This window comes from Bradyrhizobium sp. 2TAF36 (assembly GCF_052114925.1).
Classification (GTDB): domain Bacteria; phylum Pseudomonadota; class Alphaproteobacteria; order Rhizobiales; family Xanthobacteraceae; genus Bradyrhizobium; species Bradyrhizobium barranii.
The window spans coordinates 47009-68856 of the sequence record NZ_JBFRFR010000031.1 but is presented as its reverse complement, the minus strand read 5'-3'; the positions used below and the strand labels follow the sequence as shown (position 1 = coordinate 68856).

Below are 21848 nucleotides of genomic sequence, written 5' to 3'. Positions count from 1 at the left end.
AATGCAGCGAGACAGGATTTGTTAACGCAGGTGCCGCGGCAGCTTGGGCAGGAACACCGCAAGCAGGCCGATCGCCGGCAGCCAGGCACAGACCTGGTAGACGAACTCGATCGAGGTGTGATCGGCGAGCTTGCCGAGCACGGCGGCACCCAAGCCGCCGATGCCGAAGGCAACACCGAAGAACACGCCCGAGATCATGCCGAAGCGGTGCGGCACCAGCTCCTGTGCGAACACGATGATCGACGACGTCGTCGAGGAGATGATCAGGCCGATGATCACCGACAGCACCGCGCTCGCATAGAGCCCGGCATAAGGCAGCGCCAGCGTGAACGGCAGCGCGCCGAGGATCRAGATCCAGATCACGATCTTGCGGCCGAAGCGATCGCCCAGCGGACCGCCGAAGAACGCGCCGACCGCATTCGCGGCGAGGAAGATGAAGAGATAGATCTGCGCCGCCTGCGTCGACACGCCGAAGCGGTCGATCAGATAGAAGATGTAGTAGCTCGACAGGCTCGAGACGTAGAGCTGCTTCGAGAACAAGAGCGCCACCAGCACGGCAAGCGCGACCGCGACGCGGCGCGAGCTCGGCGCGTCGGGATGGGCCTGAACCGTCGCCGTCTTCTTCGCCTTGATCTGCGGCTCGTACCAGCGGCCGATGCGCCAGAGGATGAGGATCGCGAGGAACGCGATCGAGGAGAACCATGCGATGCTGCCCTGCCCGAACGGCACCACGATCAGCGCCGCCAGCACCGGTCCCATCGACGTGCCGAAGCTGCCGCCGAGCTGGAACACCGATTGCGCAAAACCGTAGCGACCGCCGGAGGCGAGCCGCGCGATGCGCGCGGATTCAGGATGAAACACCGCCGAGCCGAGGCCGACCAGCGCGGCAGCAATCAGGATGACGAGATATTGGTGCGCGGCGCTGAGCAGCAGCAGGCCGAAGAAGGTCGAGGCCATGCCGATCGACAGCGAATAGGGCTGCGCCTTCTTGTCGGTGTAGTGCCCGACCACCGGCTGGAGCAGCGAGGCCGTGAACTGGAAGGCCAGCGTGATCATGCCGATCTGCGCGAAGTCGAGCGCGTAGGTGTCCTTCAGGATCGGATACACCGAGGCGATCAGCGATTGCATGGTGTCGTTGAGGAAGTGCGAGAAGCTGATGCCGGCAAGCACGACATAGGCCGGCCCGGCGGCAGCCCGGGCGGCGGGCGCCACGTCGCTGACGACGACCGGTTCGGTCAGCGTTTCCTCGGAGACGACGACAGGCTTGTTCAATGGAGCATCCCGGCGGGCACGGCAGATTGCCGCACCGCCTAACTACGATGCTCTCTGCAGTCGAACCACCGCCAATCGTCGATGGCTGGAATGCACGTGCCGGTTTCACTGCGAGGCGACACGCCCCGCTTGGTTCGAGACGCCCGCCGTTGGCGGGCTCCTCACCATCAGGGTCCGGGGATTTCGTAGCCCGGATGGAGCGAAGCGTAATCCGGGACGTCTATGTCCGCGGGCGCGATCCCCGGATTTCGCTGCGCTCCATCCGGGCTACGATCGTGCTTCGCGTAGCGATGCGCCTCAGGCCGCCGCCTGTCCGAGCGCGGAGACGATGGTGTCGACGACGTCCTCGACCAGCAGGCGGTCCTCGCCCTCGCCCATGACGCGGATCACGGGCTCGGTGCCGGACGAGCGGATCAGAAGGCGGCCGTGGCCGTTGAGCCGCTTCTCGCCGTCGGAGATCGCCGATTTGACGTCGGAATCCTCGAGCGGCTTGCCGCTCTTGTAGCGGACGTTCTTCAGGATCTGCGGCAGCGGGTCGAAACGGTGGCAGACCTCCGACACCGGCCGGCGCAGCTTCTGCACCACGGCCAGCACCTGCAGCGCCGCAACGAAGCCGTCGCCGGTGGTGGCATAGTCGGACAGGATGATGTGGCCGGACTGCTCGCCGCCGAGATTGTAGCCGCCTTTCAGCATCTGCTCGAGCACGTAGCGGTCGCCGACCGGCGTGCGCACGAGATCGAGCCCCTGCCCCTTGAGGAAGCGTTCGAGGCCGAGATTGGACATCACGGTGGCGACGATGCCCGGCCGCGACAGCCGGCCGTCTTCCTTCCAGCTCTGCGCGATCACCGCGAGCAGCTGGTCGCCGTCGACGGTGTGGCCGCRCTCGTCGACCAGGATGACGCGATCGGCGTCGCCATCGAGCGCGATGCCGATGTCGGCGCGCATCTCGCGCACCTTCTTCGACAGCGTTTCCGGCGAGGTCGAGCCGCATTCCTTGTTGATGTTGAAACCGTCGGGCTCGACGCCGATCGGCACGACGTCGGCGCCCAATTCCCACAGCGCTTCCGGCACCACCCTGTAAGCGGCGCCGTTGGCGCAATCGACCACGACGCGCAGGCCGTCGAGCGAGAGATCGCGCGGCAGCGTGCGCTTGGCGAATTCGATGTAGCGGTCATGCACGCCGTCGATACGGCGGGCGCGGCCGAGGCTCGCGCTCTGAGCGAGCCGCTTGTCGAGGGATTCGTCGAGCAGCTGCTCGATCTGCTTCTCGACGTCGTCGGAGAGCTTGAAGCCCTGCGGGCCGAACAGCTTGATGCCGTTGTCCTCGAACAGATTGTGCGAGGCCGAGATCATCACGCCGAGATCGGCGCGCATCGACTTGGTCAGCATCGCCACCGCCGGCGTCGGCATCGGGCCGACCAGCAGCACGTCCATGCCGACCGAGGTAAAACCCGCGACCATCGCATATTCGATCATGTAGCCGGACAGACGCGTGTCCTTGCCGATCACGACCCGGTGGCGATGGTCACCACGCTGAAACGCAAGGCCTGCGGCCTGGCCGACCTTGAGCGCGAGCTCCGGCGTGATCAGTCCGTTGGCGCGGCCCCGGATCCCGTCCGTCCCGAAATATTTGCGGCTCATATCGTCCCCCACGCAACAACCAGGGACCCCTCTACAACTACGGGATGCCCGAAAGGGACCCGCATCCCTGATTTGCTGAGACGTTATAATGCCTTCGCGGCCAACTTGGCTTCAAAAAATGTGATTAATCATTACGGGACCGGGCCCAAGGCGCCCCGGTAACTTATTGTTAGCACTATATTTCCGGCCGACAGGGCGGAACGGAGCGGAACCCGCCCCTAGTCGGAGCGCTTCACATGGCCGTCCTGGCGGCTCGGCGCCGGCTGGGTGACGTTGACGGGATCGGACCCCGGGAAGGTCTCTTCCAGACCCTCCTCCAGCGCGTCGTCGAGATCCTGCTTCTCCTTGATCTCTTCCGGTGTCGGCTGGCCGCGCGGTTTGCTCATGGCGCCCTCCTCCCAAACGATTTGGCTGTGCATCCAACCATGCTAGATGACCCCTCGATCTTCCGATGCAAGACTTCTGAAGCAAGACTTCTGATGCAAGACGGGCCGGGGAAACGTTCATGAAGCACATCACCTGTATCGACGATCTTCGCACGCTGCATCAGCGCCGCGTGCCGAAGGCGTTCTTCGACTATTGCGACCGCGGCTCCTATGCCGAGGAAACGCTGCGCGCCAACCGCGAGGACATGCAGGCGATCAAGTTCCGCCAGCGCGTCCTTGTCGACGTCTCCAGGCGCGACACCTCGACCATGATCCTCGGCGAGTCCTCGACCATGCCGTTGATATTGGCGCCCGTCGGCCTCCTGGGCATGCAGCATGGCGACGGCGAGATTCACGCCTGCCGCGCCGCGCAGGCCGCCGGCATCCCGTTCACGCAGTCGACGATGTCGATCTGCTCGATCGAGGACATCGCCGCCAATGTCGAGAAGCCGTTCTGGTTCCAGCTCTACGTGATGAAGGACCGCGGCTTCATCAAGGAATTGATCCAGCGCGCGATGGCGGCGAAATGCAGCGCGCTCGTGCTGACCGTCGATCTCCAGGTGATCGGCCAGCGCCACCAGGACATCAAGAACGGCATGACGGTGCCGCCGGAATGGTCGCTGTCGAAGCTGATCGATTTCGCCACCAAGCCGGCCTGGGTGTCGGGCGTGCTGCAGGGCAAGCGCCGCACCTTCGGCAATCTCGCCGGTCATCTGAAGGTCAGCGACGACATCACCTCGCTGTCGACCTGGATCAACTCGCAGTTCGACACCTCGCTGAACTGGAACGACATCGAGTGGATCCGCAGCATCTGGCCGGGCAAGCTGATCCTGAAGGGCATCCTCGACGTCGAGGACGCCGAGCTCGCTGCGAAGACGGGCGCCCAGGCGCTGGTCGTCTCCAACCATGGCGGCCGTCAGCTCGACGGCGCACCGTCCTCGATCGAGGCGCTGCCGGAGATCGTCGACGCAGTCGGCTCGCAGATGGAGATCATGTTCGACGGCGGTGTCCGCTCCGGCCAGGACGTGATGCGCGCGCTCGCGCTCGGCGCAAAGTCCTGCATGATCGGCCGCGCCTACGCCCATGGCCTCGGTGCCGGCGGCCAGGCCGGCGTCGCCAAGGCGATCGACATCATCCAGAAGGAGCTGCTCACGACCATGGGCCTGTGCGGCGTCAACAGGATCGACGAGATCGACGATCACATCATTGCGGTGTGAGGCGTAGCGGCAGCGCCGTAGGGTGGGCAAAGCGAAGCGTGCCCACCAATTTCGCGAAACGCGGGAAAGTGGTGGGCACGGCGCAAGTGCGCCTTTGCCCACCCTACGAGTTCAGCGCTAGTCCCTCACATCGGCGGCGTAATCCCGTCGCGACCGACATTGACCCGGTTGGCCTCGAGCGAGCCGTCCTCCTTCTTCGCCGCGCCGAAGATGATCAGCTTGGCGCCGGGCTTGATCTCGGATTTCTCGCTGGCGACAAAGGTGACGATCGGCGTATCCGGCGGCACCACCACTTTCTTCTCGCCGTCCTTGTACTTGACGGTGATGTTCTGGCCGTCGGTGCCTTCCACCGTCTGCGCCACGGTCGCGTTGGTCATGGTCGAGTTGGCGCGCGCATCCCAGGGACGAAAACCTTCGGCCGCGCCGCGCTGGTTCTCGGGGAAGATGTGCACCGCGATCGCCTTCTGCGTGCCGTCGGGCTGGGGCATGCCGGTGACGCCGATATAGGAGCCTTCCTTGATCTCCGACAGTGAGGTCTTCACCACGGCGAAGACCGCGACGTTGTCGGTCATGCGCACCTTGACGTCGCTGCCTTCGCGCGTCTTGATGCCGAGGGTGTTGCCGTCGACGCTCTCGATGGTGCCGCGGATGCGGACCGTCGGCGACTGCTGCGCCGAGGCGGAGAACATGGAAGCGACGGCGAACGCCGCTACGAACAGGCGCGGCATCCAGCTTGATTTCGACATGTTGCGATTCTCCTTCACATCGGCGGTGTCAGGCCGTCGAGGCCGACACTGACGCGGTTGGTTTCAAACGAGCCGTCCGGCAGCTGCTTCATGAAGGCGACGACTTTTGCCCCGGCCTTCAGCTCGGATTTGTCGCCGGGCACGAAGGTCACGACCGGCGTGTTGTCGGCCACGAACACCTTCTTCTCGCCGTCCTTGTATTTCACCAGCAGCGTATGGCCGTCATTGCCGACCACGCTCTCCGACACCGTGGCGTTGGTCATGGTGGAGTTCGGCTTGAGGTCATAGGGCCGCGAGCCCTCGCCGGTGCCGCGCATGCTCTCCGGAAACACGTGGACCTCGACCGCGTTCTGGCCGCCGTCCGGACCCGGCACCGTGGTGGCGCCGACGAAGGAGCCGACCTTGATGTCGGCGAGTGAAATTTTGGTAACGCCCGACACATTCACGTCAGAGGCGATGCGAAGCTTGACGTCCTCGCCGCTGCGCGACTTGACCTGCATGGTGTCGCCATTGACGCTCTCGATCGTGCCGCGCACGCGCGTCGGCACCGGCGCCCTCTGCGCGACGGCATAGAGGGTGGAAGCGGCCACCATCGCGACGGCGATGAGCGGACGTGTGAAAGTTGCACGTTGAACAGGCATGACGGTCTCCGGATTGTCCCCACGGGGATAGAACTCCGGAGGTGGGGTGCTATTCGCCGTTACCCTTTCAAGTCTTTGTGAGATCGGCCTCGACCAGTGCACGCAGCTCGGCCGTGACAGCAGGCCTTTGGCCGAACCACAGCTCGAAGCCGCGCACCGCCTGATGCAGGAGCATGCCGAGACCGTCGGCGGTGTTCAGGCCGCGCGCCTTCGCAGCCGCCAGCAGCGGCGTCACCAGGGGAACATAGACGAGGTCGGCGACGACCGCCCCGTCCGGCAGGCGCGCCACGTCGACATCGAGTGAAGGCTGGCCGTGCATGCCGAGCGAGGTCGTGTTGACGAGAAGTCTTGCGCGCGGCAGCACGTCGTTGATGCCGTCCCAGGGAATCGGATGCACGTTCGGCCCGAATTGCTTTGCCAGCGTCTCGGCGCGCGCGACGGTGCGGTTGGCGAGGTGGATGCGCTTGATGCCGCGTTCGAGCAGGCCGAACACGACCGCGCGCGAGGAACCGCCGGCCCCGAGCACCAATGCCTCTTCCGCGCTGTCCCAACCGGCCGCTCCGGCATCGAGATTGCCGATGAAGCCTTCGACATCGGTATTGGTCGAGCGCAGCTCGCCGTCGGCAAACCAAAGCGTGTTCGCAGCGCCGACGGCCCTGGCACGCGCATCGGGCGTGGACAGCGCCAGCACGTCTTCCTTGTGCGGGATGGTGACGTTGGCGCCGACGAAGCCGCGCAGCGACAGCCGCAGCACGAAGTCGCGCAGATCCTCGGGCGGGACCGCCTCGATGACGTAGCCTCCCTCGATCCCGAGCGTGCGCAGCCAGTAACGATGGATCAGCGGCGAGCGCGAATGCGCGGCCGGCCATCCGATCAAACAGGCTGCGGGAGTCCTGAGCGCGGTCATCTGTCCCTCGGGTCGTGTTCGAGGCCGATCCATTTCGCGTCCCGCCGGCTCTGTCAAGCGCGCGGCCGCCGCATCGCCGCGGCCGCGATCGCAGCCAAAGCCAGCGCCGCGGCGGCGGCGAACCAGATCGCGGCGAGGTTGATCCAGGCATAGCCGAGCGCGCCGCTCGCCGAGCCCGCAACGAGCGCCGCCCACAACAGCAGGTTCGGCGCCCAATTCCAGCGCGGCCCGCCGGTGAGGCTTACCGCGAGGAACTGGCCGACCTTGACCAGCGCGCCCGTGACGTAGGTGAGGCCGAGGCCCGCGCCGCCGTCGATCTGGAACACGGCGTTCTCCAGGCCCATCGCGAGCACGATGGCCGCGATCGCGAGGTTCGACAGGCCGTAGGCATGGCAAAGTCCGGCACCCGCAAGCAGCCCGGTTTCAATGAGGAGCAGCCAGGGCTGCCGCTCGGCCCCGCCGCCGAGCACGACGAGGCTGCCGGCCGCAGCTCCGGCCACGAACAGCGCGATCAGGCCCAGGGCGCTGGCGGCCTGCCACCACTGCGCTTCGGCAAGGCTGACGCCGAGACGCGTGGAGTTGCCGCTCATGAACGAGACGAACAGGCCGCCGAGATGCAGGAAGCCGATGCCGTCGACATAGCCCGCCAGCATGCTGAGCGTGCAGGCCAGCGCAATATTGCGACGCGAATCCAGCATTCCCTGCACCACCGCCGTGACGCGGCAGTCTCGATCAAATCGGCCGGCTTGAGAAGTGCGCTGCCGTCAGGTCGCGGCCGCGTCATCGGCCACGGGCCGCGCCGCGCCTCCCTTGATGTCGGCGACGGCACGCGCGATCGTCGCGCGATAGCGCGCACGCGGCGGCGTCACGCCGTGGGTGAGCAGCGCGCGGCGAACCGCGGGCGACGCCCCCGTGATGAACAGCCGGATGCCGTGGCGGTGCGCCTTGACGGCGACGCGACCGAGCACGTTGGCGGCCGTCGAATCCAGGAACGGCACCGCGGCGAAATCGACCACAAGACCCTTGCGCTGGTCGGCGATGCCGTCGAGCACGTTTCCGATTGCCGAGGCGGCACCGAAGAAGAACGCGCCGGTGATGCGGTAGACCAGCACGTCGCGATCGATGGCGAGCGCGGGATCGTAAGGCACGCGCTCGCCATTGCCGTCATCGGGACGATCGGCGGCCACCAGCGGGGAGCGCTCCTCGATGCCCGTCATCTCCGCCATGCGGTGGATGAACAGCACCGCGCCGAGCGCGAACCCGACCAGGATGCCTTCGGTCAGGTCGCGGAAGATGGTGAGCAGGAAGGTCGCAAGCAGTACGACGGCATCGCCCCAGGATGAGCGCAAGAGCGTTGCGAATTCGTGCTTCTCCGCCATGGTCCAGGCGACGACGACGAGCACGGCGGCCAGCGCGGCCAGCGGGATGTAGCTCGCGAGCGGCGCTGCGATCAGCATGAACAGCAGCAGGAAGACCGAATGCAGCATGCCCGCGAGCGGCCCGCGTCCGCCGGCGCGGATGTTGGTGGCGGTGCGCGCGATCAGGCCGGTGACGCAGATGCCGCCGAACAACGCCGAGCCGATGTTGGCCGCGCCTTGCGCCACCAGCTCGCAATTGGAGCGGTGGCGGCGACCGGTCATGCCGTCGGCCACCACCGCCGACAGCAGCGATTCGATGGCGGCGAGCAGCGCGAACGAGATCGCATCCGGCAGCACGGCCATCGTCTTCGCAAACGAGAACGCCGGCAGAGCCGGCGACGGCAATTCGCGCGGAATGCCGCCGAACCGGCTGCCGATGGTTTCGACCGGCAGCGACAGCACGGCAGTCGCGACCGCCGCGAGCACGACCGCGATCAGGATGCCGGGCCAGGACGGCCGCCAGCGCCGCAGGCCGGCGATGACGGCAATGCTGACGATCGCGACCGCGACGGCGGAGGGATTGATCGTGTGCAGGCCTGCGGCGAGCGCAACGAGTTTCGGCACGAATTCGCTGGGCTCTTTCCCGGCCAGCGTGATCCCGCCGAGATCGCGGAGCTGGCTGGCGAAGATGATCACGGCGATGCCCGCGGTGAAGCCGACCGTGACGGGGTAGGGAATGAACTTGATGTAGGTGCCGATCCGCAACAGGCCCGCGGCGATCAGGACCATGCCCGCCATCAGGGTGGCGAGGATGACGCCGTCGACGCCGTGCCGCTCCGCGGTGACCGCGACCAGCACGATGAAGGCGCCGGCGGGCCCGCCGATCTGGAAGCGACTGCCGCCGAGCAGCGACACGATGAAGCCACCGACGACAGCGGTGTAGAGCCCGCGGTCCGGCGTCACGCCCGAGGCGATTGCGATCGCCATCGACAGCGGCAGCGCGACGATGGCAACCGTCAGGCCCGCGAACACATCGGCGCGGAGATCCGCGAGGCCGTAGCCTTCGCGCCAGACGGTGACGAGCTTGGGGAGATAGAGTTCGGCAAAGGTCGGTCGACGCAGCTGATGCAGCTTGCCTGCGTGTTCGCCAGTGATGCTCATGTCCGCAGAGTGCTCCGCTGCCCACAATGCTCCGGTGCATCGTGCAGCGCGCGCGTGCGACGATGCGCTAGCTCATCCCGAGCACGATCAACGCGATCATGCTCCCACGCGGCGCGGCGGTCCCGGCTCCTTCAGGCGAACGCCCCGCCCGCCGCTGTCGCTGCGGGCCTGCTCGCCGATCAGCTCGACGCCGGCCCGGTCGAACGCCTCGACCACCTTGATCAAGGTCTCGACCACTCCGCGCACATTGCCGGTGCTGGCCTCCATCCGCTGGATGGTCGGCAGCGAAACGCCGGCGAGCTCGGCCAGGGCTTTCTGGTCAATGCCAAGCAGCGCGCGGGCTGCCCGCATCTGGAACGACGTGATCACCGTGGCCTCACGTATCAGAGTTTATAAGTGATATCTGGAGCATGTACAATGATGTAAAATACATCATTGCAAGGCGAACGCAAGGGAGTTTGCCGTACGACCCGTCCGTCTCCACCGTCATTGCGAGGAGCGAAGCGACGAAGCAATCCAGAATCCCTCCGCGGAAAGACTCTGGATTGCTTCGCTGCGCTCGCAATGACGGAGAGGAGGAGGCTGTGTGAGTCCAGTTTTCACGGTGCGCGCGGAAACAGCCCCTCTCCCCGTAAAGAACGGGGAGAGGGAGTGAGAGAGCCGTGCTTCCCTTACATCACGCCGCGTGCTGATGCGCGGCGATGATCTGGTCGGCGGCGCGGCCGGTCACCTCGGCCATGTGGTCGAACTGACGGGTGAAGCTGCCGGCTCCAGCCGTGGCCGAACGCAGCTCGACGATCAGCTCGCCGATCTCCGCTTCTGGCATCATGGCGCGGACGCAGTCCCATCCGCTCCAGCCGTCACGGGTGTCGAAGCCGAGGATCTGGCCGCGCCGCGCCGACAGGATCGCGTTGATCTTGGCGGTGGCGTCGGTCGGGCAGACGATCTCGACCACGTGGATCGGCTCCAGCAGCACCGACTGGCATTGCGGCAGGCCTTCGTTGAGTCCGACCCGCGCCGCCGTCCGGAAGGCGAGGTCGGAGGAGTCGACGCTGTGATAGGAGCCGTCGGTCAGCGTCACCTGCAGATCGGTGACGGGGAAACCGAGTGGGCCGCGTGTGAGCCCGTCGACAACACCCTCTTCCACCGCGCCGATATAGTTGCGCGGCACCGCGCCGCCGACCACCTTCTCGGTGAACTTGAAGCCCTCGCCGCGCGGCAGCGGCTTGATGTCGAGCACGACATCGCCGAACTGACCGTGACCGCCGGACTGCTTCTTGTGGCGGCCGCGCTGAACGATCGGCTTGCGGATGGTCTCCTGGTAGCCGATCGCGGGTGGATGCGAGGTGATCTTGACGCCGAAGCGGTCGCGCAGCCGCTCGCTCGCCACGCGCAGATGCATTTCGCCCTGGCCCCACAGCACGGTGTCGTGGGTCTGGGCGTTCATCACGACGCCGAGCGAAGGATCCTCCTCATGCAGCCGGGCAAGGGCCTGGCCGAGCTTGACGTCGTCCTTGCGATCGGTAGCGGCGACCGAGATCGCGAGCACCGGCGGCGTCGGCTCCGGGGCGAACAGCGCAGCCGGCGGGGACTTGCCGCTCGAGACCGTGTCGCCGGTCTTGATCGGGTCGACCTTGGCGAGCGCAACCGTGTCGCCGGCTTCGGCCGCGGCACGCTTGGTATCGTAGGCGCCGTTGACGGCGAGGATGCCGGAGATGCGACCGCTCCCGCCGGAGGCGGATTGCAGCGTGGCTCCGTCGTCGAGATGGCCGGCGAGCAATCGCGTCAGCGACAGCTTTCCGCCGTGCTGCGAATGCAGCGTCTTGAAGACGTAGCCGAGCGCCTCCTTGCTGGCCGGCACACCGAGACGCTTTGCAGTCTCCTCGATGCCGGGCGCCTCGTGGCGCAGGGCCTTCATCAGGCGCAGCACGCCGTTTTCGCGCGCGGCGGCACCCAGCAGCACGGGGCAGATCTGCCCCTCGCGCAATTCGCGGGCGAGATCGTCGAACACCGCATCGCGCGGGGGCTGGATGTCCTCGAGCAGTTGCTCCATCAGCGCGTCGTCGTGATCGGCGAGCTTCTCCAGCATCGAGAAGCGGGCCTCCTTCTCACGATCGAGATCTCCGCCTTCGAGCGCGACCACCTCGGAGGCCTTGTGCTCGCGGTAGACGAACGCACGTTCCAGCGCGAGATCGACGAAGCCCTCGATCAGCTCACCCTTCCAGATCGGGATCTGGCGCAGCACCAGCGGTACGCGCGAGGCGGGCTGGAGTGTCGCCAGCGTCTCGCGGATGCGCTTGTTGGCGCGGTCGATCTTGTTGAGGAACAGGAAACGCGGGATCTTCAGCTCCTCAAGCTCGCGCAGGATGATCTGAAGCTGCGGCAGCTTCTTCTCGTCGGCCTCGCAGACCACGACCGCGGCGTCGACAGCGGGAAGCGCTGCGCGCATGTCGTGGGCGAACTCAACGGAACCGGGACAATCGAGGAAGGTGTAGCTGTCGCCCATGAAACTCGTGGTGGCGGCAGTCAGGCCGACGGTCATCTTGTGATGACGGGCCTCCGGGAAGGCGTCGCCGACGGATGTTCCGGCGTCGACGCTGCCGGCGCGGGGGATTGCGCCCGTTCGCGCCAGTATTGCTTCGAGAAGTGTGGTTTTACCGCTTTGGAATGGGCCCACCAGTGCGATGCACCGTGGACCTCGGGGACTTCTGACGTCTTGTCCCATTCGCCGCCTCCTTGGTGTGGAGCTCGGCCCATGATTGGGTCGGCAAACGCCGATGCTCTGCCCGTCCCCGAGATTTGGCAAGCATCAAAAATCGCTGCGGTGCGTCGTTGCCGAGATCGCGTCGGACCGACGCGATCTGCACACGCGAAATTGTCAACGACCCGGACGGAGTTCCAGACTCTCGAGGCCGGCGGCGACGTTGAGGCCGACCTGGCCCTGTACGCTGAGCGGCTGGAGCGCGATCGAATTGTTGGAGCCACCGACCAGCGCGTTGCCACCGATACCGACGCCGACTGAGGCGCTGCCCTGCGCGCCGGCATAGTTGCCCGAGAGATCACCGGGGCCGAGCCGATCGACCGGCGCGAACACGCCCCATGCAAGCGTGGTCTCCTGGGTGATGCCGATGTCGAGGCCCACTTTACGGATGGTCGCGACGTAGCGATCCTCCGGCAAACCGTCGGCACGCAGGACGCAGCCGAGATGGGTCACCGATCCCACGATGAAGCCGACGCTGGCGCCGCCGCGGCATTCGAGCACGCCGACCCGGACCATCCGCTGCTGCTGCGCGCTGCTGTTTGCGACGGAGGCAACGAGGCTGGCCGCGGCGAGCCCGGCGAGGATGAACGAACGGCGCATGAATATCTCCGGCGATGAATGTGATGCGAGCAGAGAGAGCGCCCCACCCGTGTTGCGCGATGGTCTATGCCACAACAGCCGTGGTGGTGCCAGATCACGCGTGACGATAAGCGTGCAAACAATAAAAAGGCCCGCCGGAGGCGGGCCTTTTCGATAGGTATTCGCGACAGGCTCAGCGGAGATTACCGCAGAAGCGCTGGATGCGCTTGCAGGCGTCTTCGAGATCCGAGGTCTTGGTCGCGTAGGAGATGCGGAACGCCGGGCCGAGGCCGAAGGCCGAACCCTGCACCACGGCGACGCCTTCGGTCTCCAGCAACTCGGTCACGAAGGTCTCGTCATTGTCGATCACCTTGCCCGACGGTGCGGTCTTGCCGATGGTGCCGGCGCAGGAGGGATAGACGTAGAACGCGCCTTCGGGACGCGGGCACTCGATGCCCTTGGCCTGGTTGAGCATGGAGACCACGAGGTCGCGGCGCTCCTTGAACACCTTGTTGTTGGCGGGGATGAAGTCCTGCGGACCGTTCAGCGCTTCCACCGCGGCCCATTGTGCGATCGACGACGGGTTCGAGGTCGACTGCGACTGGATCGTCGACATCGCCTTGATCAGCTGCGCCGGACCGCCGGCGTAACCGATGCGCCAGCCGGTCATGCAATAGGCCTTCGACACGCCGTTCACGGTGAGCGTGCGGTCGTAGAGTTTCGGCTCGACCTGCGCGACCGTGGTGAACTGGAAGTCGTCATAGACGAGGTGCTCGTACATGTCGTCGGTCATCACCCACACATGCGGATGCCTGACCAGCACGTCGGTGAGCGCCTTCAGCTCGGTCCTGGTGTAGGCCGCGCCGGTCGGGTTCGACGGCGAGCACAGGATCACCCATTTGGTCTTCGGCGTGATCGCGCGCTCGAGCGCCTCGGCCTGCAGCTTGAAGCCGGTCGCGGCGGTGCAGACCACCGGCACCGGCTCGCCGCCGGCGAGCGCCACCATCTCGGGATAGCTGACCCAGTACGGCGCGGGGATGATCACCTCGTCGCCCGGATTGATGGTCGCCATCAGCGCGTTGTACAGCACCTGCTTGCCGCCGGTGCCGACGATGATCTGGTTCGGCTTGTAGGCCACGCCGTTCTCGCGCTGAAACTTGCCGATGATGGCTTCCTTCAGCTCGGGAATGCCGTCGACGGCGGTGTACTTGGTCTTGCCGGCTTCGATGGCATGGATCGCAGCCAGCTTGATGTTGGCGGGCGTGTCGAAGTCGGGCTCGCCGGCGCCGAGGCCGATGACGTTGCGGCCCGCCGCTTTCAGCGCACGTGCTTTATCCGTGACCGCGATGGTCGCGGACGGCTTCACACGGTCGAGCGCAGCGGCAAGGAAGGACATCGTCATCTCCTGACAAGCGTCGTGAACCCTTTGGCCTCACGACTCCGATTGTGGGAATGAGCCACCCTAAAACGTGTGCCGCTGCGCTGCAAGAAACTTCGGTCCGATCTCGAAAAAGTTTACGGATCTGGAGCGTTTCAAGGCGCGATTTCCCGCAATTTTCCGTAACTTTGCCGCCGGAATCCCTCATATCCGGCAAGGCCTGTCCTCGGAGCAATTTTGCGCGTTGCGCGCCGCCATGAAGCTGACGGCAGTCTGACGCTCGACAGGACGCTTGAGACAACCTTTGAGCGATTTGCTTTGAAAGACTTTGGCCGTCAGCGGCCGAGGCGATCACGATCGTTCAACCGTCCCGCACGAACGTGCGGCCGCGCGCTAACGCAAGCGTGATCTGATTTGCAGCGTCGCACGAAAATGATCTTTCGCGGCATTGCGGTGCGGTAGGGTTTTCGAGTTTTTCTATGGCGCGGGTCTTGCGGCGGATTCGCAACGGCATCATTGTTTAGCCGCGGTGCGGGGCAACGAACACCGCGCCTTCCCGTCCTCGGAACGAACTCCAGAATGTACAAGCTCTATTCGATGCAACGCTCCGGCAACAGCTACAAGGTCCGCCTTGCGCTGGCCCTGTTGAGCGTGCCTTACGAAGCAGTCGAGGTGGACATTCTGCGCGGCGAGAGTCGCACGCCCGACTTTCTGACCAAGAACCCGTCGGGACAGGTGCCGCTGCTCGAGGTCGGCGACGACCGCTATCTCGCCGAGTCCAACGCCATCCTCTGGTACGTCGCGGTCGGCACGCCGCTTGCGCCCGAGAACCGCATTGACCGCGCCGAGGCGCTGCAATGGATGTTCTTCGAGCAGCACGCGCTCGAGCCGAACATCGGCGCCGCCTATTTCTGGCTGTCGCTGGTCAAGGGCGGCCGCGATCTCCAGACCCACTCCCTGGAAGACTGGATGGAGCGCGGCTATGGCGCGCTCCAGGTGATGGAGAACCACCTCAAGACCAACGCCTATTTCGCCGCCCGCCAGCTCACGGTCGCCGACATCGCGCTCTACGGCTACACCCACCTCGCCGAGCGCTGCGACTACGACCTCTCGACCTTCCCGGCGATCCGGGACTGGCTGAAGCGCGTGGAAGCTGCACCCGGCTTCGTGGCGATGGACTGGCGGCCCGCCGACGTCGACGACCCCGCCAGTATCGCGGCGGGCGCCTGACGGCGCGCTGGCTCCGGGAATAGCGGGCATAAGGACAGCCTATGCCGCATTCTCGCCATTTTCGACGCTATGGCCGCCCCAATATTGCCGGTTAAAACGGGGAAATTGTTCGAGTCGCGGGTGATTCGCTCGCACGTTGAAGGATTTAGACCATGATTCGGGCGTCCGGCACGGCAGGCTTTCGGGGCCAAACCGCTACCGTTTCGTCTTCCCGGCTGACCAACGCGCTCGCCGTCGCCGCGCTCTCGCTGTGCCTGATCGTCACCCTGACTGTGCTGTCGACCAAGGCGACCATGGCGATGGGTCTGCCGGTCTGATCCCCGTTTCATCCCGGACCCGCCTTCAAGGTGCCACGCGGCCCGCGCCGACCGGCATCGCGACAGGACACCGATGAAATCGCCTGTGGTAGTCGTTGCGATCACCCTGACTGCGGCCATCCTGGTCGCGGCATCGCTGTTGATTTTCACCGGCGTGCGCAAGAGCTCGGGGACGTCGACGCTGAATGCGCCGGCGCAGCAGCAGCGCCTCAGGCACGCGCATTTGGCCTAAAATCATCCGAAAGCTTTGCCCTTGCCGGCAAGTGCTCCTTAAGCGCACCGCATGAAATCGCATCGCATGGGCGCAACGATCGGCCAGTGTTGCGGCCTTACCTCGTTCGGGAGGAGCGAGACTGGCCCATGCGGTTCGGATGGCGTGCGATCTCCGGTCCGGCGCTGACAGCGGCAATTGCGCTGCTGGCGATCCTGCTCGATCGCTATATCCATGTTCCCTCGCCTGCGCCCCTGTTCGTCTGCATCGTGGCGCTCGCCGGCTCACTGTCGGGTCTCGCTTCCGCCATGACCAGCGCCGCCGTCGCGGTGATCGGCGCGGCGTTGTTCTTTCTGGCCCATCGGGCCCTGCCGGGCTATGCGGCGGCGGATCTGGTCCGGCTCGGCCTCCTCGCCGTGACGACTGCCGGCACGGCCGCAATCACCGGCCTGATGCGCGAGCGGCTGCTCGGCACATTCGCCGCCGAGCGCCAGAGCCACGCCACCGCCGCGCGGCTGTCGGCCGCGCTCGACCAGGTCGATATCGGCATCGTGCTGCTCGACGCCGAAACGCGTGCCGAATTCATCAACCGCGCATTTCGCGACTATTTTGCGCTGCCGGACGAAGTGGCCGACGGCAAGCCGCCCTTCATTGCGCTGATGTATCACGGTCGCGACACCGGCGCGTTCGAGCTGCCCGAGGATGAGCTCGGCACCTTCATCGCGCAGCGGATGCAAATGGTGCGGATCGGCGATGCCACGCCGATCAACATCGCCTTGCGCAATGGCGAGGTGCTGCGCTTCGTCTGCGCCGTCCTGCCCGATGGCGGGCGCATGCTGGGCTACACGCCCGTGACCGACCTCGTGCGCCACACCGACCCGCCCGCGCGCGCCGAGTACTACCGCTCGCTGCGCGATCCCGCGGGCCGCAGGCTGATGCGGTACTTGCGCGTCGCGGAGTGATGCGACGGCGCGATTGATCGGCAGTGCGATCATCACGTATGAAGGACGCTTCATCGCCTTGCGTCCTCCGAGATCGCGGAAACCCACATGTCGCTCACCATTCGCTCCGTCACGAAACAGGACTACGATCAATGGCTGCCGTTGTGGGATGGCTATAACGCTTTCTACGGCCGCTCCGGCCCGACCGCGCTGGCCCCCGAAATCACGCGGATGACGTGGCAGCGCTTCTTCGATGGCTATGAACCGGTGCATGGGCTGGTCGCCGAGAGCGACGGCAAGCTGCTCGGCATGACGAACTATCTGTTTCACCGCAGCACCACGGCGATCGAACCGTCCTGCTATCTGCAGGACCTGTTCACGCTGGAGGCCTCGCGCGGCAAGGGCGTCGCCTCGGCGCTGATCTACGACGTCTACGAGCGCGCAAAGCTCGCGGGGTCCCCGCGGGTCTACTGGCAGACGCACGAGACCAACGTCACGGCGCAGAGCCTGTACGACAAGGTCGCCGAGCGCTCCGGCTTCATCGTCTATCGCAAGATCTTCTGATCGCGGCAGTCGCGCAGTCCCTGTGGATAACTCTGCCTGTCACCCGCGCGTAACATAGCGGGACTACGTTGCACCTGCGTCTGATCAGGCCCCCCGTCACCGATCAAGCGCCCCAAAGCGGTCCCCGTCAGTCGCCGCGTCTGACAGGGGCCGCATTTTTTTGGCTTCAGTTCCCGGCAGCATGGCAGCAACGCAAGGCGACGCCTTGCCGCTAGCGGGCAGCGCAGCCACAATGGCCCGCTTTCTCCTGACAGGACCTCCCATGGAAATTCGTAATCTCGGCGCCTCCGGCCTGCGCGTGTCCGCGGTCGGGCTCGGCTGCAACAATTTTGGCCAGCGCATCGACCTGGAGGCCTCGCGCAAGGTGATCCATCGCGCGCTCGATCTCGGCATCACGCTGTTCGACACCGCCGACATCTATTCGGCCATGGGCGGCTCGGAAAACGTGCTCGGCGCCGTGTTGGGCGATCGCCGCAAGGACATCGTGCTGGCGACGAAATACTCGAAGCCGATGGCGGAGGACGGAACCAAGCAGGGCGCTTCGCGCCGCTACATCATGGCGGCCGTGGACGCGAGCCTGAAGCGGCTGAAGACCGATTACATCGATCTCTACCAGCAGCACGATTATGACCCGCTGACGCCGATCGAGGAGAGTCTCCGCGCGCTCGACGATCTCGTCCGCCAGGGCAAGGTCCGCTACATCGGCAATTCGAACTTTCCCGCGTGGCGGATCGCCGAGGCCGAGTACGTCGCGCGCGCGATGAATGTCAGCCGCTTCGTCTCCTGCCAGGACGAATATTCCCTGGTCGTGCGCGACATCGAGAAGGACCTGCTGCCGGCAGCAACGGAATACAAGCTCGGCCTGTTGCCGTTCTTCCCGCTCGCAAGCGGACTTCTGACTGGCAAATACAAAAAGGGTGAGTCCGCACCCGGCGACACCCGCTTTGGCCAAACTCCGCGACTGCGCGACCGCTACGTCACCCCGCGCAACGAGGCGATCGTCGAGAAGCTGCAGGCCTTTGCGCAAGCGCGCGGACACTCGATGCTCGAGCTCGCCTTCTCGTGGCTCGCCGGCCGCCCGCAGGTCTCGAGCGTCATCGCGGGCGCCACCCGCGTCGAGCAGATCGAGCAGAACGTCAAGGCGATCGCGTGGAAGCTCAGCGCCGATGAGATGGCGGAGATCGACAAGATCACGCAGGGCTGATGTTTAAAGCGCGGCGCGTTACTTCGCGCCGCGTCCCACCGTCTGCATCACCTCAAAGCCTTCGAACTGGGGATGGCCGAGATAGAGTGGCTTGTTATCGCCAGCGCGCTGATGCGCCGCGCGAAACGCCTCCGACTTGGTCCAGGCCTCGAACGCGGCGTGGTTCGCCCAGATCGTGTGTGAGGCATAAAGCGTGTGGTCCTCGAGCTCGGGGCCGCGCAGCAAATGGAATTCGACGAAGCCCGGCACCCCGTCGAGAAACGTGTCGCGCGAGAGCCAGACCTGTTCGAAAGCGGTTTCAGAGCCCTTGGTGACGCGGAAGCGGTTCATGGCGATGTACATGGGGGTGATCTCCTGATGCTCGGCTCATCATGTCGTCATTCCGGGACACACCGCAAGGCGCGGGCCCGGAATGACGGTGGCTGTTATTACACCACCAGTCCCTTCATCGGCCGCGCAGCGGCGCTGTCCGGGAACACCGTCTCCGCCAGCACGCGATCGGACAGGCCGAACTGTCCCTGCAGCACGCCCTTGATTACCGAGCGCAAATCCGTGGTCGGCTTGAGGTCGCGGCCTTCGTAGAGGTTGGCGAGCTTGAGGCCGGGCCAGTCGGAGATGACGCGGCCGCCTTTCACTGCGCCGCCGGCGAGCAGCGCGATCGTTCCGGTGCCGTGATCGGTGCCGTCGGTGCCGTTGATGCGCGCGGTGCGGCCGAACTCGGTGGCGACGACGATTGCGGTGTCGCGCCAGCGCTCGCCGAGGCCGCTTTCGAACTCGGCAAGCGCGCCATCGAGGCCGCCGAGCAGGAAGGCCAGACGCCCGACCGGACCGCCTTCATTGGCATGCGTGTCCCAGCCGTCGAAGGCGAGCGCGGCAATGCGAGGGCCGTCGTCGGCCGCCATCAGTTTTGCGGCGCCGCGCGCGACCTGGCGCATCTGCGCGACCTGATTGCCGGGCTTCGGCTTCATGTCGTCGCCACTCGCGGCCTTCTCTAGCTGGAGGCCCTGCGACAGCGCGGAAGCCAGCGCGGGATCGCGGTGGCGATAGAGATCGACCAGCCGCATCGCGGTGTCGTCGTCGGCTTGCGGCAGCGCCACCGGCGCCCAGCCGACGGTCGGCGCATTGCCGCGCAGCACCAGTGGCGTGGTCGGCCCGACCGCGAGCCCGCTCGACACACGCTCGCCGCGCGGCAGCGCTTCGAGCGCGCGATTGAGCCAGCCGGATTGCACGCGGCCGGGGCCGGTATAGCCGCTTTCGAGCACGTCCTGGCCATCGAAATGCGAGCGGTCGCGATAGGGCGTCGCAACAGCATGGATCACCGCGGCATGCATGTCGCGATACATGCGCGCGAATTCCGGCATCGCCGGATGCAGCGCGAAGAAAGGATCGAGCATGATGGCGGGATGCGCGCCGTCGGCGGCAAGCGCGATCGAGCCGTGCAGGCCGGCATAATCGGGGTCACCGAGCGGCGCGACGGTCGAGAGCCCGTCGAGCGCGCCGCGCAGGATCACCACGATCAAGCGCGGATCGCGCCCGCCGGCCGCGCGCGCGAATTTCGGCAAATAAGCCCATGCCGCGAAGGATGCGCCGCCGAGCAGGAGGCCGCGGCGCGAGGTGAGGAGCCGGTTCTCGACGCAGTCGATCATCATCATCTCCTCTGCATTTCCGGCGACATCAGCAGCAGCGCCAATGCCTGTTGGCGCGATTCCGCCCGTTCGATGGTTTTGCGCGTCTCGATGGACGCCGCATCAGCGGCGGCGAATTCGAGCAAGTCGAGCGGATCGATATTGGGCCCAAGCCGCGCGCCCATTTGTGCCGCGATGTCGAGCCGGAGCTTGATGCCTTCGGGTGCGGCCCAGGCCGCGCTGGTATCCGGGAAGCCATTGGGACCGGCCGGCGACCACAGTGGCTGGCCGAGCAGATTGAGATTGTTGAGATAGCCGCCGGGATCCTCCGGCACGCGCGCGAGCAGCCGGCCACTCGCGACCACGAAGTCGTAGGGCGAGCGCATCTTGGTCAGCGGCGCCTTCCACGCTTCGTCGGAATCGACGAGCGCCGTCGCCATCGCCTTGAGATCACCGTCGGTCTTGACGAAGACGTCGCGCAATCGCGCCACGAGGGCCGGCGGCGGATCGTCGGCAACGAAATGGCGGACGAATTTGGTGGCGATGAAATTGGCGGTCGAAGGGTGGCGCGCGATGTCGGCGAGCGCGGCCTCGCCTTGCGCGAGTCCGGTCGGCTCGTAGGTCTTGCCGAGCAACATCTGCGGCCCGGGCTGATGCGCGTTGGCGTTGAACGCGAAGGAGCCGGGCGTGCCGAGCTGCCCCTGCCTTCCGGCAAAGGTCCAGCCGGTGATGATGCGCGCGAGCGAGGTGACGTCGTCCTGTGTGTAGCCGCCGCCGACGCCGAGCGTATGCAGCTCCATGATCTCGCGCGCGAGATTTTCGTTCAGCCCGCGCTTGCGGTTTTGCCCGGCGCGCGAGTCCGGCCCGAGCGATTGCTGGTTGTCGAGGAAGAACAGCATCGCCGGATGCTGCTCGACCGCCCTCAGCATGTCGGCGAAGCGCCCGAGCACATGCGGCCGGATCGCCTCGCGCTCGAACGCGCCGGCCCAGATCCGCGCCAGCTCGCCCTTGCTCGCGGAGATGCAGAAATGGTTGGACCAGAACACCACCAGCCGCTCGGTGAAGCCGCACTCGACCAGCGTCGCGCGCTGCAACCGCGCCAGCGCCTCGGCACGAAAGGTTTTCTGGATCACGTTGAGCGGCTGCGGCGCGGGCTTGGCGGCAGGGGGCGCGGCAGCGTTGGGCTGCATGGCGTCCGGTTTCGCCGCATTGTCGGCGGGCTTGGCCTCCGCCATCTGGCCGGCGATCTCGGTCGCGGCCGCATTGAGCGAGAGATTGCGGCGCAGCCCCGGCTTCGGATCGGCCGGTGCCTGCTGCGCCCCTTCAGCGGGCGCAGCAGCCTTTGCGGCCTCGCGCGCCTGCTTGACCTGGTCCTGATAGGCGAACACGGCCTGGCCCAGCTGCGGTGTCGATTGCAGGCCCGGCGCCTCCAGCAGCACGCCGTTGGGGCGCGCGAGTTCCGCCTTCACGAAGCCGCGCGGATCGGAGGCCGCGTTGATGAGATCGCCGGACGCCCCGCCGCGCGCTCCGAAACCGAAACGGTTGAGCGCGACGAGGGCAGCTTGCGAATCGCGGGCCATCGATGTGTCCTTCGCGCGTTGCCAACCGCTTTCCGAGTCTGAGCGCAGCGCCTAATATACCGTAGCGGGAGATGAACCCGGCATGAAAAT

General features: G+C 65.9%; 22 protein-coding genes. 7 read left to right on the top strand and 15 right to left on the bottom strand.

Annotated features, from left to right (window positions below; translation table 11 throughout):
- Positions 1-21: 21 nt before the first annotated feature.
- From AB4Z51_RS19330 to AB4Z51_RS19320, 3 genes are all read right to left on the bottom strand, one after another.
- Entirely contained in the window at positions 22-1272 is a 1251-nt protein-coding gene (locus tag AB4Z51_RS19330) for an MFS transporter (protein ID WP_441497792.1), read from the bottom strand.
- A 297-nt stretch (positions 1273-1569) separates the two neighbouring features.
- Positions 1570-2913: a phosphoglucosamine mutase gene (glmM, locus tag AB4Z51_RS19325; protein ID WP_441497791.1), complete on the bottom strand. Its 1344-nt coding sequence runs from the start codon at positions 2911-2913 to the stop codon at positions 1570-1572.
- A gap of 218 nt (positions 2914-3131) precedes the next feature.
- Positions 3132-3299 carry a hypothetical protein gene (locus AB4Z51_RS19320; RefSeq protein WP_166103414.1) on the bottom strand — a complete coding sequence of 56 codons (168 nt, stop codon included), beginning with the start codon at positions 3297-3299 and terminating at the stop codon, positions 3132-3134.
- 119 nt (positions 3300-3418) lie between these two features.
- Here AB4Z51_RS19320 and AB4Z51_RS19315 point away from each other — a divergent pair, with 119 nt between their 5' ends.
- Complete coding sequence (locus tag AB4Z51_RS19315) at positions 3419-4555, top strand: alpha-hydroxy acid oxidase (protein ID WP_014492050.1); 1137 nt, start codon at positions 3419-3421, stop codon at positions 4553-4555.
- 125 nt (positions 4556-4680) lie between these two features.
- On the opposite strand, the gene AB4Z51_RS19310 is transcribed toward AB4Z51_RS19315, so the two are convergent.
- The 9 genes from AB4Z51_RS19310 to AB4Z51_RS19270 all read right to left on the bottom strand — a co-directional run bounded on the left by AB4Z51_RS19310 (position 4681) and on the right by AB4Z51_RS19270 (position 14104).
- Complete coding sequence (locus tag AB4Z51_RS19310) at positions 4681-5301, bottom strand: hypothetical protein (protein ID WP_441497790.1); 621 nt, start codon at positions 5299-5301, stop codon at positions 4681-4683.
- Positions 5302-5315: 14 nt separating this feature from the next.
- Positions 5316-5942: a hypothetical protein gene (locus AB4Z51_RS19305; protein ID WP_085399311.1), complete on the bottom strand. Its 627-nt coding sequence runs from the start codon at positions 5940-5942 to the stop codon at positions 5316-5318.
- A gap of 67 nt (positions 5943-6009) precedes the next feature.
- Positions 6010-6849: a shikimate dehydrogenase gene (locus AB4Z51_RS19300; protein ID WP_085399310.1), complete on the bottom strand. Its 840-nt coding sequence runs from the start codon at positions 6847-6849 to the stop codon at positions 6010-6012.
- A 53-nt stretch (positions 6850-6902) separates the two neighbouring features.
- Entirely contained in the window at positions 6903-7547 is a 645-nt protein-coding gene (locus AB4Z51_RS19295) for a YoaK family protein (protein ID WP_085399309.1), read from the bottom strand.
- A 66-nt stretch (positions 7548-7613) separates the two neighbouring features.
- Positions 7614-9368 carry a SulP family inorganic anion transporter gene (locus AB4Z51_RS19290; RefSeq protein ID WP_135216028.1) on the bottom strand — a complete coding sequence of 585 codons (1755 nt, stop codon included), beginning with the start codon at positions 9366-9368 and terminating at the stop codon, positions 7614-7616.
- A 96-nt stretch (positions 9369-9464) separates the two neighbouring features.
- On the bottom strand, positions 9465-9737 hold the full coding sequence (locus AB4Z51_RS19285) for a helix-turn-helix domain-containing protein (RefSeq protein ID WP_014492044.1): 273 nt from the start codon (positions 9735-9737) through the stop codon (positions 9465-9467).
- A gap of 307 nt (positions 9738-10044) precedes the next feature.
- Positions 10045-12093 (bottom strand): elongation factor G, encoded by a 2049-nt coding sequence (locus AB4Z51_RS19280; protein WP_085399307.1) that lies wholly within the window; start codon positions 12091-12093, stop codon positions 10045-10047.
- A gap of 153 nt (positions 12094-12246) precedes the next feature.
- Positions 12247-12729 (bottom strand): DUF992 domain-containing protein, encoded by a 483-nt coding sequence (locus tag AB4Z51_RS19275; RefSeq protein WP_085399306.1) that lies wholly within the window; start codon positions 12727-12729, stop codon positions 12247-12249.
- A 172-nt stretch (positions 12730-12901) separates the two neighbouring features.
- Positions 12902-14104: a pyridoxal phosphate-dependent aminotransferase gene (locus AB4Z51_RS19270; protein WP_039157959.1), complete on the bottom strand. Its 1203-nt coding sequence runs from the start codon at positions 14102-14104 to the stop codon at positions 12902-12904.
- Positions 14105-14665: 561 nt separating this feature from the next.
- On the opposite strand from AB4Z51_RS19270, the gene AB4Z51_RS19265 reads away from it, so the two are divergent.
- The 6 genes from AB4Z51_RS19265 to AB4Z51_RS19240 all read left to right on the top strand — a co-directional run bounded on the left by AB4Z51_RS19265 (position 14666) and on the right by AB4Z51_RS19240 (position 18553).
- Positions 14666-15316, top strand: a complete 651-nt coding sequence (locus AB4Z51_RS19265) for a glutathione S-transferase family protein (protein ID WP_071909583.1) — start codon at positions 14666-14668, stop codon at positions 15314-15316.
- 152 nt (positions 15317-15468) lie between these two features.
- On the top strand, positions 15469-15633 hold the full coding sequence (locus tag AB4Z51_RS19260) for a hypothetical protein (protein ID WP_441497789.1): 165 nt from the start codon (positions 15469-15471) through the stop codon (positions 15631-15633).
- Positions 15634-15706: 73 nt separating this feature from the next.
- Positions 15707-15865 (top strand): hypothetical protein, encoded by a 159-nt coding sequence (locus AB4Z51_RS19255; protein ID WP_085965621.1) that lies wholly within the window; start codon positions 15707-15709, stop codon positions 15863-15865.
- 128 nt (positions 15866-15993) lie between these two features.
- Complete coding sequence (locus tag AB4Z51_RS19250; RefSeq protein WP_085399305.1) at positions 15994-16806, top strand: PAS-domain containing protein; 813 nt, start codon at positions 15994-15996, stop codon at positions 16804-16806.
- An 87-nt stretch (positions 16807-16893) separates the two neighbouring features.
- Complete coding sequence (locus AB4Z51_RS19245) at positions 16894-17349, top strand: GNAT family N-acetyltransferase (RefSeq protein WP_085399304.1); 456 nt, start codon at positions 16894-16896, stop codon at positions 17347-17349.
- Positions 17350-17611: 262 nt separating this feature from the next.
- Positions 17612-18553, top strand: coding sequence for an aldo/keto reductase (locus AB4Z51_RS19240; RefSeq protein ID WP_028151823.1), 942 nt, complete (start codon positions 17612-17614; stop codon positions 18551-18553).
- 18 nt (positions 18554-18571) lie between these two features.
- Here AB4Z51_RS19240 and AB4Z51_RS19235 read toward each other — a convergent pair whose 3' ends face one another.
- The 3 genes from AB4Z51_RS19235 to AB4Z51_RS19225 form a co-directional block, all read right to left on the bottom strand.
- Positions 18572-18895, bottom strand: a complete 324-nt coding sequence (locus tag AB4Z51_RS19235; protein ID WP_085399303.1) for an antibiotic biosynthesis monooxygenase family protein — start codon at positions 18893-18895, stop codon at positions 18572-18574.
- Between the two features lie 86 nt (positions 18896-18981).
- Positions 18982-20199 (bottom strand): DUF1501 domain-containing protein, encoded by a 1218-nt coding sequence (locus AB4Z51_RS19230; protein ID WP_167768214.1) that lies wholly within the window; start codon positions 20197-20199, stop codon positions 18982-18984.
- A gap of 2 nt (positions 20200-20201) precedes the next feature.
- Positions 20202-21758, bottom strand: coding sequence for a DUF1800 domain-containing protein (locus AB4Z51_RS19225; RefSeq protein ID WP_135216026.1), 1557 nt, complete (start codon positions 21756-21758; stop codon positions 20202-20204).
- Positions 21759-21848 lie beyond the last annotated feature (90 nt).